Annotated in this window: 12 protein-coding genes; 7 read left to right on the forward strand and 5 right to left on the reverse strand. The window is 67.0% G+C overall.

The annotated features are described in order from the left end of the window. Window positions 1-30 precede the first annotated feature (30 nt). Genes A9973_RS22215 through A9973_RS22225 form a run of 3 tightly spaced genes read left to right on the forward strand, consistent with a single transcriptional unit; the run spans window position 31 to window position 3,993 of the window. Window positions 31-2,319, forward strand: a complete 2,289-nt coding sequence (locus tag A9973_RS22215) for an NADP-dependent malic enzyme (protein WP_183015840.1) — start codon at window positions 31-33, stop codon at window positions 2,317-2,319. Beyond that, entirely contained in the window at window positions 2,300-3,529 is a 1,230-nt protein-coding gene (locus tag A9973_RS22220; protein ID WP_255469265.1) for a patatin-like phospholipase family protein, read from the forward strand. The genes A9973_RS22215 and A9973_RS22220 overlap by 20 nt, the downstream gene beginning before the upstream one ends. After that, a complete protein-coding gene (locus A9973_RS22225; RefSeq protein WP_183015841.1) occupies window positions 3,526-3,993 on the forward strand; it encodes a barstar family protein in 468 nt (155 codons plus the stop codon). The genes A9973_RS22220 and A9973_RS22225 overlap by 4 nt, the downstream gene beginning before the upstream one ends. An 88-nt stretch (window positions 3,994-4,081) precedes the next feature. Here A9973_RS22225 and A9973_RS22230 read toward each other — a convergent pair whose 3' ends face one another. Both A9973_RS22230 and A9973_RS22235 read right to left on the reverse strand, forming a co-directional pair. Then, the gene (locus A9973_RS22230) at window positions 4,082-4,813 is read right to left on the reverse strand and encodes a 16S rRNA (uracil(1498)-N(3))-methyltransferase (RefSeq protein WP_183015842.1); all 732 of its coding nucleotides are present in this window, start codon (window positions 4,811-4,813) and stop codon (window positions 4,082-4,084) included. A 17-nt stretch (window positions 4,814-4,830) separates the two neighbouring features. After that, the gene (locus tag A9973_RS22235; RefSeq protein WP_105559145.1) at window positions 4,831-5,253 is read right to left on the reverse strand and encodes a hypothetical protein; all 423 of its coding nucleotides are present in this window, start codon (window positions 5,251-5,253) and stop codon (window positions 4,831-4,833) included. Between the two features lie 227 nt (window positions 5,254-5,480). Here A9973_RS22235 and tkt point away from each other — a divergent pair, with 227 nt between their 5' ends. The 3 genes from tkt (at window position 5,481) to A9973_RS22250 (ending at window position 9,830) form a co-directional block, all read left to right on the forward strand. After that, complete coding sequence (gene tkt, locus A9973_RS22240; RefSeq protein ID WP_183015843.1) at window positions 5,481-7,517, forward strand: transketolase; 2,037 nt, start codon at window positions 5,481-5,483, stop codon at window positions 7,515-7,517. A 15-nt stretch (window positions 7,518-7,532) separates the two neighbouring features. Next, on the forward strand, window positions 7,533-8,543 hold the full coding sequence (gene gap, locus A9973_RS22245) for a type I glyceraldehyde-3-phosphate dehydrogenase (protein ID WP_006221200.1): 1,011 nt from the start codon (window positions 7,533-7,535) through the stop codon (window positions 8,541-8,543). A 93-nt stretch (window positions 8,544-8,636) separates the two neighbouring features. Then, a complete protein-coding gene (locus A9973_RS22250) occupies window positions 8,637-9,830 on the forward strand; it encodes a phosphoglycerate kinase (RefSeq protein ID WP_183015844.1) in 1,194 nt (397 codons plus the stop codon). Between the two features lie 95 nt (window positions 9,831-9,925). On the opposite strand, the gene A9973_RS22255 is transcribed toward A9973_RS22250, so the two are convergent. Continuing rightward, entirely contained in the window at window positions 9,926-10,909 is a 984-nt protein-coding gene (locus A9973_RS22255; protein ID WP_183015845.1) for a tripartite tricarboxylate transporter substrate binding protein, read from the reverse strand. 286 nt (window positions 10,910-11,195) lie between these two features. On the opposite strand from A9973_RS22255, the gene A9973_RS22260 reads away from it, so the two are divergent. Further along, complete coding sequence (locus A9973_RS22260) at window positions 11,196-12,884, forward strand: SulP family inorganic anion transporter (protein WP_183015846.1); 1,689 nt, start codon at window positions 11,196-11,198, stop codon at window positions 12,882-12,884. 33 nt (window positions 12,885-12,917) lie between these two features. Here the strand turns inward: A9973_RS22260 and fabI are convergent, their stop codons facing one another. Together fabI and A9973_RS22270 are read right to left on the reverse strand one after the other, a co-directional pair. Beyond that, entirely contained in the window at window positions 12,918-13,691 is a 774-nt protein-coding gene (gene fabI / locus A9973_RS22265) for an enoyl-ACP reductase FabI (protein ID WP_183015847.1), read from the reverse strand. Then, window positions 13,688-14,872, reverse strand: coding sequence for an acetate/propionate family kinase (locus A9973_RS22270; RefSeq protein ID WP_183015848.1), 1,185 nt, complete (start codon window positions 14,870-14,872; stop codon window positions 13,688-13,690). Before A9973_RS22270 ends, fabI begins: the two co-directional genes overlap by 4 nt. Window positions 14,873-14,879 lie beyond the last annotated feature (7 nt).

The following is a 14,879-nucleotide window of genomic DNA, read 5'->3' on the forward strand; positions in this document are numbered from 1 at the left end:
TGTCTCACTTAATTAGCCAGTAGCCGCCCTATGGATGCCAACCTTCGCAAAGCCGCCCTTGAATATCACGAGCACGGGCGCCCCGGCAAAATATCGGTCATGCCGACCAAGCAGCTGACCAACCAGCGCGATCTGGCGTTGGCGTACTCGCCCGGCGTGGCGGCGGCCTGTGAGGAGATCGTGGCCGATCCGGCCAATGTGTTCCGCTACACGGCGCGCGGCAACCTGGTGGGCGTGATCACCAACGGCACTGCGGTGCTGGGCCTGGGCAACATCGGCGCGCTGGCTTCCAAGCCGGTCATGGAAGGCAAGGCGGTGCTATTCAAGAAGTTCGCCGGCCTGGATGTCTTCGACATCGAAATCAATGAAACCGACCCGGACAAGCTGGTCGAGATCATCGCCGGCCTGGAAGCCACCTTCGGCGGCATCAACCTGGAAGACATCAAGGCCCCGGAATGCTTCACCGTCGAGCGCAAGCTCCGTGAACGCATGAAGATCCCGGTCTTTCACGACGACCAGCACGGCACGGCCATCTGCGTGTCGGCGGCGTTTATCAACGGCCTGAAGGTCGTGGGCAAGGAAATCGACAAGGTCAAGGTCGTGACCTCCGGCGCAGGCGCCGCCGCGCTGGCGTGCCTGGACCTGATGGTGGACCTGGGCCTGCCGCTGGAAAACATCTGGGTGACGGACCTGGAAGGCGTGGTCTTCGAAGGCCGCACCGTGCTGATGGATCCGGACAAGGCGCGCTTCGCGCAAAAGACGGAAGCCCGCAAGCTGGCCGAAGTGATCCAGGACGCCGACGTGTTCCTGGGCCTGTCGGCAGGCGGCGTGCTCAAGCCCGAAATGGTCGCCGCGATGGGCTCGCGCCCGCTGATCCTGGCGCTGGCCAACCCCACGCCGGAAATCCTGCCCGAGCTTGCGCATTCGGTGCGCGACGACGTGGTCATGGCCACGGGCCGTTCGGACTACCCGAACCAGGTCAACAACGTGCTGTGCTTCCCGTACATCTTCCGCGGCGCGCTGGATGTGGGCGCAACCACCATCACCCGTGAAATGGAAAAGGCGGCGGTGTATGCCATCGCCCAACTGGCGCAGGAAGAGCAGAACGAAGTCGTGGCCGCGGCCTACGGCACGTTTGATATCTCGTTCGGCCCGGAATACCTGATCCCCAAGCCGTTCGATCCGCGCCTGATCGTGCGCATCGCGCCGGCGGTGGCCAAGGCGGCGATGGACGGCGGCGTGGCCACGCGCCCGCTGGCCGACCTGGAAGCCTACGAAGAGCAGCTGCAGCAGTTCGTGTACCACTCGGGCGCGTTCATGAAGCCGCTGTTCTCGGCGGCCAAGCGCATTGTGCGTGAAGGCGGCCCGGCCCGCATCGTGTTCGCGGAAGGCGAAGACGAACGCGTGCTGCGCGCCGTGCAGGTGGTGGTGGACGAAGGCCTGGCCCGTCCCATCCTGGTGGGCCGTCCGTCGGTGCTGCTGACCCGCATCGAAAAGCTGGGCCTGCGTCTGCGCCTGGGCGAGGATGTCGAGGTGACCAACCCCGAATACGACGAACGCTTCCACCAGTACTGGACGACGTACTGGGAACGCATGTGCCGCCGCGGCATCACCAAGGAAATGGCGCGCGTGGAAATGCGCCGCCGCATGACCTTGATCGGCGCGATGATGGTGCACCTGGGCGATGCCGACGGCATGGTCTGCGGGTCGGTGGGCGCCTACCACGACCACCTGCGTTTCGTGGACGAAGTGATCGGCCGCCGCCCGGGCCACAACGTGTATGCCGCCATGAACATCCTGCTGCTCAACGAGCGCACGGTGGTACTGGTGGACACGCACGTGAACGACGAGCCCACGGCCGAGCAGATCGCGGAATTCACGATCGCCGCGGCCAACGAAATGCGCCGCATGTACCTGGCGCCGAAGGTGGCGCTGCTGTCGCGGTCGAACTTCGGATCGGGCAGCTCGGCCTCGGGCGCCAAGATGCGGCGCGCGCTGGAAATCGTGCGCGAAAAAGCGCCCGATCTGGAAATCGACGGTGAAATGCACGGCGACTGCGCGCTGGACGAAGCGCTGCGCATGCGCATCCTGCCGTCGTCCACGCTGAAAGGCGAGGCGAACCTGCTGGTGTGCCCGAACGTGGATTCCGGCAACATCGCCTACAACCTGCTCAAGACGGCAGCCGGCGGCAACGTGGCGGTGGGCCCGTTCCTGCTGGGCGCGAATGCGCCGGTGCACATCCTGACCTCCAGCTCGACCGTGCGCCGCATCGTCAATATGACCGCGATGACTGTGGTCGATGTCAACACGCCACGTTGACGTGACACCTGCCGGTCCGGCGTGCCCACGCACGCCGACCGGTCTGGTCCTGACCGGAGGCGGCGCCCGCGCCGCCTATCAGGTCGGCGTGCTCAGCGCCATCATGGAGCTGCTGGACCCCGACTGGCATTCCCGGTTCCAGAACCCCTTCGACATCATCTGCGGCACGTCAGCTGGCGCGATCAACGCGGCTGCGCTGGCCTGCCGCGCCGACCGGCCCCATCTGGGCGTGCGGCGCATCCGGCGGTTGTGGTCGTCGCTGAACACCGACATGATCTACCGGGCCGACGCGCCCGGCCTGATCCGCACGGGCGTGCGCTGGCTGGGCCTGCTGGCCCTGGGCTGGATGTACTCCGGCCTGACCCGCAAGCGGCCCCAGTCCCTGCTGGACAACAGTCCGATGGAGGCCCTGCTGGGCCGCGTGCTGGACTTCCGCAACCTGCACGCCAACCTGGAGCGCGGCTCGCTGTCGGCGCTGGCGATCACGGCGTCCGGCTACACCAGCGGCGAACACCTGACCTTCTACCAGGCGCACACGCCCATCGAGCCCTGGCACCGCTACCTGCGCCTGGCCATCCCCACGCCGATCGGCATCGAACACCTGATGGCCTCGTCGTCCATCCCCTTCGTCTTTCCGGCCCGCCAGGTGCAGGTGCACGGCAAGGGCGAGTGGTGCGGCGACGGTTCGATGCGCCAACTGGCGCCGATCAGCCCGGCCATCCACCTGGGGGCGCACCGCGTGCTGGTGATCGGCACGGGGTTCCGCGATGATACCCACCCCGAGCACCGCGCTGATTCGCCGCCGTATCCGTCTCTGGCGCAGGTGGGCGGCCATGCGCTGTCCAGCATCTTCCTGGACGGGTTGTCGGTCGACGTCGAGCGCCTGGAGCGCATCAATTACCTGATGGACCATGCGGCGCCGGACGGCACACAGGTCAATGTCAGGCGCATCCAGGTGCTGACGATCACGCCCAGCCAGTCGCTGGACACGATGGCACTGGAACACCTGCAGGACATGCCTGCGCAAGCACGTGCCCTTTTTCGCGTACTCGGTGTATCGTCCGATCCACACCGTCCGGGAGGCGGGGCGCTGATGTCCTATCTCCTGTTCGAATCCAGCTACACCAGGCGATTGATCGAACTGGGTTATGCCGATACGATGCAGCGTAACGACGAAGTGATCGCCTTTTTCAAGGAGGCTCAGGCATGACGCGCAATGGCCAATCTACCTTGCAGAAGCAGCTGCTGCGCGGCGGGGCGCTGCCCCATGAAGGGCTGGACAAGAAGGCCGTGGTGGATGCTTCCCATGAGCTCGGGCTGGCGCTGTTCGTCGCCAACTGCGACCCTGCCCGCAGCCGTTCGGCGGTGCTGCGCGCCATCGTCAAGGCAGTGGACTTCCCCGAATACTTCGGAGGCAACCTGGATGCCCTCTACGACTGCCTGTGCGACACGGTGCTGGACCACAAGACCGGTGTCGTGCTGTGGCTGTACCGGCTGCATTCGGGCGACCCGGTGCTGGAGGAGGACGCTGCCCTGATCGAGACCGTCTGCTCGGACGCGGCGGATTTCGCCCGCGAGAACGGTCGCATCTTTGCGTTCGTCATTGAACATGCCGGCAAACATCCCGACCCGGAGCCCGGCGTCGCGGCGGCGCCTTACGGCGAAAACGATTGAGTGGGCGGGTCGCCCGGGCGCCCGCTGGGGCGTCCGCGGCCTGACTGGCGCCTGACTTGGCAACCTGCCTGGCAGCGTACCTGGCGAATTACCAGCCCTGCAACGCGCTGACCGCCGCCAGCAGGGCCAGCCCTGCGGTCTCGGTGCGCAGTACCCGGGGACCGAAGCGCACGGCCTGCACGCCCGCCTGGCGGGCCTGCTCCAATTCCTTGTCCGACCATCCGCCTTCCGGGCCCACCAGCAGGCAGAGCGCCTGCGCGCCGGGTTCGGCCCGGAGCTTGCCGGCCAGGTCGTCGGGGGCATCGGGGTGGCACAACAGGCGCAGGCCGTCCGCGGGCTGGGCCAGCCAATCGGCCAGCGCCTGGGGCGCGTCCACCGGCATCAGTCGGTTGCGGCCGCATTGTTCGCCGGCGGATTGCGCAATGCGCTGCCAATGCGCCACGCGCTTGTCCAGCCGGGCGCCCGACAGTTGCAGCACGCTGCGCTGCGCCGCGATGGGGCTGACGCGGGCGGCGCCCAGTTCCACGGCCTTTTCCACCACCCAGTCCATTTTGTCGCCGGTGGGCAAGCCCTGCACGAGGGTGATGCGGCCGGCCAATTCGGCCTCGCGGGGATTGAATTCGCCCAGTTGAGCGAAGCCGGCCTTGCCGTCGATATCCAGCACGGCCGGGTACTCGCCGCCCTGGCCGTTGAACAGCACGACGGTTTCACCGGCTTTCAAGCGCAGCACGCGTAGCGCGTGGTGGGCCAGGGCTTCCGGCAGGGCGATTCGGGTGCCGGCGGCAAGCGGGGCGTCGCAGTAGAAACGGGGGGCGGACATGGGTGGAGCGGAAAGCGTTATCGGAGGGCGTAGCCTACCACCTTGACTCCCCATTCGAAGAAGGTCGGCGCGCTGGACGCGAGGTTAAGCCCCAGCAGGGTCAGGAAGCCCACCGTCATCTTCTTGTCCAGGCGCAGGACGTGGGCGCGCAGGTCGGACAAGTCTTCGTGGGTGGCGAAGCGCTTGAGTTCTTCGCGGTTGGGCAGTTGCGCGATCTGTTTGCGGATTTCGGCGAGCTCCTCGCGTCGCGCAAGCGGGGCCACGGCCGCCGCCAGGTCATTGCGCCATTCTTGCCGGAGCTTGGCGGCAAGTTCGGTTTCACCCTTGATTTGAGCGTGTTCCAACGCCCGCGCCACGGCAATCGCCCGCTCTTCGCCCAGGGCGGTGCGTAGAGCCATGATGCCTTCAACAGGGATAGTCAGATTGAGCATGAGGCTCATGGTAGGAGGCTCCAGGGCTGATGTCAGGGCTTCATCCTGAATGTCGGACCCCTTTCCCGCAATTGTGGGAGCTACGCTGACATCCCTGTCCGGAAACGCTTGTTTACATCGGGCTTAAGGGCGATGGCGTGAGGGAAATCCCCTGATGCTAAAATCGTCTGCTTCGCAACCTACTCAACTGGCCCCTATATTCCCTGTGGGCGCGCCAGCTTCAAAGAGCCTTCCGAATGAGCAATCCGACCGCCCCTAAACTTGCCTTGGCGGATGCCATCCGCGCCCTCGCGATGGATGCCGTGCAACAAGCGAACTCCGGGCACCCGGGTGCTCCCATGGGCATGGCGGAAATCGCCCAGGCCCTGTGGACGGGCAACCTGCGCCACAACCCCAAGGATCCCGCCTGGGCCAACCGCGACCGCTTCGTGCTGTCCAACGGCCACGGTTCGATGCTGATCTACGCCTTGCTGCACCTGACGGGCTACGATCTGCCGATCGAAGAACTGAAGAATTTCCGCCAACTGCATTCCAAGACGCCGGGCCACCCCGAAGTGGGCATCACCCCGGGCGTGGAAACCACCACCGGCCCGCTGGGCCAGGGCCTGGGCAATGCCGTGGGCATGGCGCTGGCGGAAGCGTTGCTGGCCGCTGAATTCAACAAGCCCGGCCACACCATCGTCGACCACCACACCTACGCCTTCACCGGCGACGGCTGCCTGATGGAAGGCATTTCGCACGAAGTGTGCTCGCTGGCCGGCACCCTGAAGCTTTCCAAGCTGGTCGTGCTGTATGACGACAACGGCATCTCCATCGACGGCCACGTCGAACACTGGTTCGCCGACGACACCGCGAAGCGCTTCGAAGGCTACGGCTGGAACGTGATCCGTGGCGTCGACGGCCACGACGTCGCCGCCGTGGACGCCGCCATCAAGGCCGCCCGTTCGCAATCGGAGAAGCCGACGCTGGTCATCTGCCGCACCGTGATCGGCAAGGGTTCGCCCAACATGGCCGGCACGCACAACGTGCACGGCGCGCCGCTGGGCAAGGATGAGATCGCCGCCACGCGCGCCGCGCTGGGCTGGTCGGCCGAACCGTTCCAGATCCCGCAAGACGTCTACGACGGCTGGGACGGCCGCCAGTCGGGCGCTTCGGCGCAGGCTGAATGGCAATCCGCCTTCGACGCCTACGCCGCCGAATTCCCCGCCGAGGCCGCCGAATTCACGCGCCGCATGAAGGGCGACATGCCCGACGGCTACGCCGACCAGTTCAAGACGTTCCTGGCGTCGACCCTGGAAAAGGCCGAAACCGTGGCCACCCGCAAGGCCTCGCAGTTCGCGATCGCCGCGCTGGCCCCGGTGCTGCCGGAAATGCTGGGTGGTTCGGCCGACCTGACCGGTTCCAACTTCACCGACTGGAAGGGCGTTGCCGCCGTCCGCGCTGGCGAACACGGCATCCAGTTCGGCCGCCACATCAACTACGGCGTGCGCGAATTCGGCATGGCCGCGATCATGAACGGCGTGGCCCTGCATGGCGGCTACCTGCCGTTCGGCGGCACGTTCCTGACGTTCTCGGACTACTCGCGCAACGCGATCCGCATGGCCGCGCTGATGAAGCAGCGCGTCGTGCACGTGTTCACCCACGATTCGATCGGCCTGGGCGAAGACGGCCCGACGCACCAATCCATCGAGCACGCCGCCAGCCTGCGCCTGATCCCCAACCTGTCCCTGTGGCGCCCTTGCGATACGGCTGAAACCGCCGTGGCCTGGAACGCCGCCGTGACGCGCCCGACCAGCATCGGCATGGACGTGCATGACGGTGGCCCGACGGCCCTGTTGCTGTCGCGCCAGAACCTGCCGTTCGTGCCGCGCGACGCCGCCACCGTGGACGCCATCGCCCGCGGCGGCTATGTGCTGCGCGACGCCGAAGGCGCGCGCGCCGTCATCATCGCCACCGGCTCGGAAGTCGCCATCGCATTGGATGCGCAGGCGCAACTGGCCAAGGAAGGCGTTGCCGTGCGCGTGGTCTCCATGCCCAGCACCGACGTGTTCGACCGCCAGGACGCCGCCTGGAAGCAATCCGTGTTGCCCAAGGGCCTGCCGCGCGTGGCGGTGGAAGCCGGCATTACCGCCTTCTGGCACAAGTACGTGGGCCTGGAAGGCGCCGTGGTCGGCATCGACCGCTACGGCGAGTCCGCTCCGGCCGGCGCGCTGTTCAAGTTCTTCGGACTGACCGCCGACAAGGTGGCCGAGACCGTCAAACAGGTTTTGTAAAAAAGGAGCTTAGTCATGACCATTCGCGTCGCCATCAACGGTTACGGTCGCATCGGCCGCAACATCCTGCGTGCCCACTATGAAGGTGGCAAGAAGCACGATATCGAAATCGTCGCCATCAACGACTTGGGCGATCCCAAGACGAACGCGCACCTGACGCGCTACGACACGGCCCATGGCAAGTTCCCGGGCACCGTCGAAGTCGACGGCGACTTCATGGTCGTCAACGGCGACAAGATCCGCGTGCTGGCCAACCGCAACCCGGCTGAACTGCCGTGGGGCGAACTGAAGGTCGACGTCGTGCTGGAATGCACGGGCTTCTTCACGACCAAGGAAAAGGCCGGCGCGCACATCAAGGGCGGCGCCAAGAAAGTCATCATCTCGGCCCCGGGCGGCAAGGATGTGGACGCCACCATCGTGTTCGGCGTGAACCACGGCGTGCTGAAGTCGACCGACACGGTCATCTCGAACGCGTCGTGCACCACCAACTGCCTGGCCCCGCTGGTCAAGCCGCTGAACGACAAGCTGGGCCTGGAAAACGGCCTGATGACGACCGTTCACGCCTACACCAACGACCAGGTCCTGACCGACGTCTACCACGAAGACCTGCGCCGCGCGCGTTCGGCCACGATGAGCATGATCCCCACGAAGACCGGCGCCGCCGCCGCCGTGGGCCTGGTGCTGCCGGAACTGAACGGCAAGCTGGACGGCTACGCCATCCGCGTCCCGACCATCAACGTGTCGCTGGTCGACCTGTCGTTCGTGGCCAGCCGCGACACGACCGCCGAAGAAGTGAACAGCATCCTGAAGGCCGCCTCGGAAGGCGAACTGAAGGGCATCCTGGACTACAACACCGAACCGCTCGTCTCGGTGGACTACAACCACAACCCGGCCTCCAGCACCGTTGACGCGTCGCTGACCAAGGTCTCGGGCCGCCTGGTCAAGGTCTCGTCCTGGTACGACAACGAGTGGGGCTTCTCGAACCGCATGCTCGACACCACCGTCGCGCTGATGTCGGCCAAGTAAGCCACACGGTCAGTCCACAGGGGACGGATTTGTTTTCCGCCAAGGCGGAGAATGGGTTCGTCCCCTTTGTTCGCCCATCGTAGGAATTCAATTATGTCCAAGGTCAATACCCTGTCCGCGCTGGCGAAGTCCGGCGCCCTGTCCGGCAAGCGCGTGTTCATCCGCGCCGACTTGAACGTGCCGTTCGACGACGCCGGCCGCATTTCCGAAGACACGCGCATCCGCGCCTCGGTCCCCGGCATCCGCCTGGCGCTGGACGCTGGCGCCGCCGTGATGGTCACGTCCCACTTGGGCCGCCCGAAAGAAGGCGTGCTGACCGAGGCGGACTCGCTGGCCAAGGTCGGCCAGCGCCTGTCCGAACTGCTGGGCATGCCCGTCCAGCTGGTGCGCGACTGGGTCGATGGCGTCCAGGTCGATCACGGCCAGGTCGTGCTGCTGGAAAACTGCCGCGTGAACGTCGGTGAAAAGAAAGACGACGAGACGCTGGCGAAGAAGATGGCCGCGCTGTGCGACGTCTACGTCAACGACGCGTTCGGCACCGCCCATCGTGCGGAAGCCACGACGCACGGCATCGCGCGCTTTGCGCCCGTCGCCTGCGCCGGTCCCTTGCTGGAAGCCGAACTGGACGCCCTGGGCCGTGCGCTGCACGAACCCAAGCGGCCACTGGTCGCCATCGTGGGCGGCTCCAAGGTATCGACCAAGCTGTCCATCCTGCGATCGCTGGCCGATAAGGTCGACCAGCTGGTTGTGGGCGGCGGCATCGCCAATACGTTCATGTTGGCCGCCGGCCTGTCCATCGGCAAGTCGCTGGCCGAGCCCGACCAGGTGGACCAGGCGCGCGCCGTGATCGACATCATGAAGCAGCGTGGCGCGGCCGTGCCGATTCCGGTCGACGTGGTGTGCGCCAAGGCGTTCGGCGCGGATGCCGAAGCCACGGTCAAGGCCGCGGCCGACGTGGCCGACGACGACATGATCCTGGACATTGGCCCGCAGACCGCGGCGCAGTTGGCCGAGATCCTGAAGAAGGCGGGCACCATCGTCTGGAACGGCCCCGTGGGCGTGTTCGAGTTCGACCAGTTCGCCAACGGCACCGAAGTGGTGGCGCGCGCCATCGCGGAATCGGACGGCTTTTCGATCGCCGGCGGCGGCGACACGCTGGCTGCCATCGCCAAGTACGGCATCGGCGAACAGGTGGGCTACATCTCGACCGGCGGCGGCGCGTTCCTGGAGTTCCTGGAAGGCAAGACCCTGCCGGCCGTGGCCGTGCTGGAAGCTCGCGCGGAGTAATAGGCCCCGACGCCACGCCCGCTTCGCGGGCTGGCTGCCCCCCGAGGGGGCTGCCCCGCCTTGGGACGGCCCGGCGGCGGGGCGGGGACTGGACGCTATTCCATCTTTGCGCCTGAGATCTTCACGATCTCGGCATAGCGCGTGATTTCGGATTGAATGAAGGTGCCGAATTCGGCTGGCGTCTGGCCGGCCGGCACCAGCGCGCCCATGCCTTCCATCCGCTTCTTCACTTCCGGGTCGGCGACCACCGCGTTGACTTCCTTGTTCAAGCGCTGCACCACGTCCGCCGGGGTGCCGGCGGGGGCGACGATGCCGTACCAGGCGGATGCGTACATCTTCGGTACGCCCGCTTCGTCGAACGTGGGGACGTCCGGCAGGGCGGGCAGGCGCTGGCGCGAGGCTACCGCTAATGCGCGCAGCGCGCCGGCCTGGACCTGGGCCAGCGACCCGGTGTCCAGCATCATGTCCACCTGGCCCGCCAACAGGTCGGACACGGCGGGGCCGCTGCCCTTGTAGGGGATGTGCAGGATGTCCGCGCCCGTCAGGTGCTTGAACATCGCGCCCGCCAGGTGCTGCGACGAGCCCACGCCGCCCGAGCCGTAGTTCAGTTTGCCCGGTTCCGCGCGCGCGGCCGCCACCAGGTCCGCGACCGACTGGAACCGCGATTGCTTGGGCACTTCCAGGATGTTCGGGATTTCGGCCACGAAGGCGACGGGCGCGAAGTCTTTCGCGGCGTCGAAGCCCAGCCGCGCATACAGATGCGGGTTGGCGGCGTTGGTGGAACTGGTGGCCATCAGCAAGGTGTAGCCGTCGGCCTTTTCGCGCACGAAGGCCGCCGTGCCGATGTTGCCGCCCGCGCCGGCCTTGTTGTCCACGATCACGGTCTGGCCCAGGCGTTCGGTCAGGCGCTGCGCCAGCAGGCGGCCCAGTGCGTCTGTCGCGCCCCCGGGCGGCCACGGCACGACCAGTTTGATGGGGCGTTCGGGATAGGTCTGCGCGTGGGCGGCAGGGGCGATGCCGGCGGCAAGCGCGGCCAGGACGAGCACGCGGCTGGCGCGCCGCAGGTAGGCGAAGGACATGGAGTCTCCAGAAGTGCCGGCCCTTGTGTCCGCGTCGCATGGGGCGCCGCGGCGGGCCGTGTCGGTGTATCAGGCGCGGCGCGAGGCCGCTTTTCTTATGCGGGGGACTCTACGCAATCCGTGGACTGCGCAAAAGGGATAAAAAATCACCGATCTTCATTCTGAAAAGGAATGAAAGGCGGTAGGTGTTTGATCCGAAACGGTTTCGGACGCGCGGGCTTGGTGTAGGCTTGGCGGATGTTCCGCGCCTTGCGGGAATCCTCTTATCAGGTCGGCTTGCAGCACCATGAATCTACGTTTTCTCCCTGGCCTGAATAATTTCCGCGGCATCACCCGGGATTCGGCGCGGCGCGACATCATGGCGGGCCTGAGCGTCGCGGCGGTGGCCTTGCCCGTGGGCCTGGCCTACGCGGCGATGATGGGCGTGCCGCCGGTCGCCGGCCTGTGGGCCGCCATCGCCGGCATGCTGGGCTATGCCTTGTTCGGGTCGTCGCGCACGCTGATCGTGGGGCCGGACACGGCCACGTGCACGCTGATCGCCGCCACCTTGACCGGGATGGCGCTGCATTCGCCCGAAGAACGGCTGGTGGCCGCGACAAGCATCGCGCTGACGGTGGGCGCGGGCTGCCTCATTGCGCGCGTGCTGCGGCTGGGCGTGTTGGCCAACCTGTTGTCGCGGCCGGTGCTGATCGGCTATATGGCGGGTGTCGCGATCACGCTGGCGTTGTCGCAGCTAAGCGGGCTGACGGGCGTGGGCCTGCGCAACAGCGGGCTGATCCATCCCTTCCTGGAACTGGGCCGCCGCCTACAAGAGATCCAGCTTCCGACCTTGTGCCTGGGGCTGGCCTCGTGCGTGCTGCTGGTGGCCGTGAAGCGCTGGCGGCCGGCCTGGCCCGGTCCGATCCTGCTGGTGGTTGGCGGTTGCCTGCTGTCGTGGATCTTCGATTTTCCCAGCCTGGGCATCGCGGTGGTGGGCGAGGTGCCGGCCGGCTTGCCGGCGTTCAGCCTGCCCGTGAAGTTGGAGGGCGTGGACAGCATCCTGCTGGGCGCGGCGGGCGTGCTGGTGGTCAGTTTTTCCAGCGGCATCGTCACCGCGCGCAGCTTCGCCGCGCGCACGGGTGAACACGTCGACCCCAACCGTGAACTGGTGGGGTTCGGCGCGGCCAATGTGGCGGCAGGGCTGTTCCAGGGCTTTGTCGTGACGGGCGCGGATTCGCGCACCGCGGTGGGCCTGGTCGCGGGCGGCTCGTCGCCGCTGGTCAGCGTCAGCGCGGCGCTTGCGCTGGCCATCGTGGTGGGCCTGCTGAGCGCGCCGCTGTACTGGCTGCCGCAGGCGGTGCTGTCGGCCATCCTGCTGCTGGCGGCGGCCAGCCTGTTCGATGCCAAGGCCTTCATGCGGCTGGCCCGCATTTCGCGCATCGAACTGGCGTTCGGCATCCTGGCCGCCGTGGGCGTGGTGGGTTTCGGCGTGCTGCAGGGCGTGGCCGTGTCGGTGGGCGCGACCCTGCTGTACGCCATGTACGTGTCGGGCAATCCGCGCGACGCGCTGCTGGGCCGGTTGCCGGGGGAATCGGTACTGGGCAAGCTGCACCTGAATCCCGACGCGCAACCCGTGCCCGGCGTCGTCGTGTGGCTGTTCGAATCGTCGGTCTGGTTCTTCAACGCCGACGCCTTTCGCCGCCGCGCGCGCGAGGTCATGGAGCAAGCCGGAGACGCGCAATGGTTCGTGCTGGACGCTGAAGCAATGACGCAGGCCGACGCGGATGCAGTCGAAGCGATGTACGAGCTCAAGCGCGAACTGGACGCCCGCGGCATCGCGCTGCTGGTCGCAGGCGGCCACGGGCAATTCCGCATGGCGCTGGAGCGCTCGGGGCTGGTCAAGAAGATCGGCCGCGACAAGATTTTCGGCAGCCCTGAACAGGCGGTGGAAGCCATCGAGCGTTGGCGCCAGGGGGCACCGGCCACCTTGGGCTAGGATCAGCGGGCGCCCCGTGGCGCCCGTGCTGGCCTAATCGATGATGTGGTACCCGCCGTCGATGTACAGCGTCTGCCCGGTCATGCGCCGCGCGGCGTCGGTGGCCAGCCAGGCGGTGGCTTCGCCCACATCGTCGATCGACACCAGGCTGCGCGCCGGCGCCTTCGATTGGGCGCGGTCCAGCAAGGCGTCGAACTCGGCGATGCCGGAGGCCGCGCGCGTTTTCAATGGCCCGGGCGATATGGCGTGCACGCGGATGCCTTGCGGGCCCAGTTCCGCGGCCAGGTAGCGGGTGGCGGATTCCAGTGCGGCCTTGACCGGCCCCATCATGTTGTAGTGCTCGACAACCATCTGCGAGCCGTAATAGCTCATGCAGAAGAGGGCGCCGCCGTTGGCCATCAGCGGCTCGGCAAGCTTGGCCATGCGGATGAACGACCAGCACGACACGTCCATCGCCTGCAGGAAGCCCGCGCGCGAGCAGTCCGTCACGCGGCCATGCAGGTCATCGCGCGGCGCGAAGGCGATGGAGTGCAGCACGAAGTCCAGGCCGCCCCATTCGTCCGTGATGCGGCCGAACACGGCCTCCAGTTCACCGTCGTTCAGCAGGTTCAAGGGCATCAGCAGCGACGCGTCCACTTGCCGCGCCAGCGGCTCCACATGCGGCCGCGCCTTGTCGTTCAGATAGGTCACGGCCAGCTCGGCGCCCATGGCGCGGAACGCCTTGGCGCATCCCCAGGCGATGGAGTCCGCGTTGGCGATGCCCGTGACCAGGCCGCGCTTGCCGGCCAGCGGAAGGTGCGCGCTCATCGTTGGCGCACCAATGCCAGCGTGTGCTGGGCGATGATCAGCTCTTCGTTCGTGCGGATCACATATACGCCGATGCGGCTGTCGTCGCTGGAGATGCGCGGCCCGTGCTGGGCGTTGCGTTCCGGGTCCAGCTTGATGCCCAGCCAGCCCCAGTGGTCGGCGACCGACTGGCGGATCGCGGCGGAGTTTTCCCCTACGCCGGCGGTGAAGACGATGCCGTCGATGCCGTTCATGGCGCAGCCCAGGCCGATCATGCCTTCGGCCACGCGCCAGGCGAAATACTTCAGCGCCAGTTGGGCTGACGGTGCATCGCTGGCCAGCAGTTCGCGCATGTCGTTGCTGATGCCGGACAGGCCCTTCATGCCGCAGTCGTGATACAGCAGGTGCTCGATCTGGTCGTGGTCCATGCCGCGTTCCATCATCCACAGCACTACGCCCGGGTCCAGCCGGCCGGGCCGCGTGCCCATGGGCAGGCCTTCCAGCGCGGTGAAGCCCATCGTGCTGTCCACGCTCTTGCCCTCGGACATGGCGCAGGCGGAAACGCCCGAGCCCAGGTGCGCGGCGATGATCTTGCCCATCGCGAGCTCGGGCAGGGCCTGGCGCAGCCGTTGCGCGATGTATTCGTAGGACAGGCCGTGGAAGCCGTAGCGGCGCACGCCTTCCTGGTACAGCGATTCGGGCAGCGCGTAGCGGTCGGCCACGTCGGAATGGCTGCGGTGGAACGCGGTGTCGAAGCAGGCGACCTGCGGAATCCAGGGCCGGCGTTCGCGGATGACTCGGATGGGCGCCAGGTTGTTGGGCTGGTGCAGCGGCGCAAGCGGGGTGAAGGTGTCCAGCTTGGCCAGGATGGCATCGTCGATCAGGACCGGTTCGGACAGATCGGGGCCGCCGTGCACCACGCGGTGCCCCACCGCCAGCGGCGCGCCGCCCAGGTGTCCGCTCAGCCAGGTGCCGACGACTTCCTGCCCATTGGGCACGTCGGGCGCGTGGCTGGGCGCGATGTCGCGTTCCACCAGGGTCTGGCCGGCGGCGTCGCGCACGCGCAGTTTCGGATGCGACGTGCCGATGCCTTCCAGCTGGCCGCCCAGGCGCGGCGCCAGCTCGTGGTTGCCGTCGATGTCGTACAGGTAGAACTTGATGCTGGAACTGCCGGCGTTGATGACGAGGATGGTGTCGCTCATGGCTCTG

Origin of the sequence: Achromobacter sp. UMC46, from assembly GCF_014170335.1 — a bacterium.
In the GTDB taxonomy this organism is placed as follows: Bacteria; Pseudomonadota; Gammaproteobacteria; order Burkholderiales; family Burkholderiaceae_B; genus Achromobacter.

Coding starts and splice junctions, on each gene's coding strand:
- tkt (WP_183015843.1), top strand. CDS start 5,481: ATGAGCAATCCGACCGCCCCTAAACTTGCCTTGGCGGATGCCATCCGC.
- A9973_RS22215 (WP_183015840.1), top strand. CDS start 31: ATGGATGCCAACCTTCGCAAAGCCGCCCTTGAATATCACGAGCACGGG.
- A9973_RS22220 (WP_255469265.1), top strand. CDS start 2,300: ATGTCAACACGCCACGTTGACGTGACACCTGCCGGTCCGGCGTGCCCA.
- A9973_RS22225 (WP_183015841.1), top strand. CDS start 3,526: ATGACGCGCAATGGCCAATCTACCTTGCAGAAGCAGCTGCTGCGCGGC.
- A9973_RS22260 (WP_183015846.1), top strand. CDS start 11,196: ATGAATCTACGTTTTCTCCCTGGCCTGAATAATTTCCGCGGCATCACC.
- gap (WP_006221200.1), top strand. CDS start 7,533: ATGACCATTCGCGTCGCCATCAACGGTTACGGTCGCATCGGCCGCAAC.
- fabI (WP_183015847.1), bottom strand. CDS start 13,691: ATGAGCGCGCACCTTCCGCTGGCCGGCAAGCGCGGCCTGGTCACGGGC.
- A9973_RS22230 (WP_183015842.1), bottom strand. CDS start 4,813: ATGTCCGCCCCCCGTTTCTACTGCGACGCCCCGCTTGCCGCCGGCACC.
- A9973_RS22235 (WP_105559145.1), bottom strand. CDS start 5,253: ATGAGCCTCATGCTCAATCTGACTATCCCTGTTGAAGGCATCATGGCT.
- A9973_RS22270 (WP_183015848.1), bottom strand. CDS start 14,872: ATGAGCGACACCATCCTCGTCATCAACGCCGGCAGTTCCAGCATCAAG.
- A9973_RS22250 (WP_183015844.1), top strand. CDS start 8,637: ATGTCCAAGGTCAATACCCTGTCCGCGCTGGCGAAGTCCGGCGCCCTG.
- A9973_RS22255 (WP_183015845.1), bottom strand. CDS start 10,909: ATGTCCTTCGCCTACCTGCGGCGCGCCAGCCGCGTGCTCGTCCTGGCC.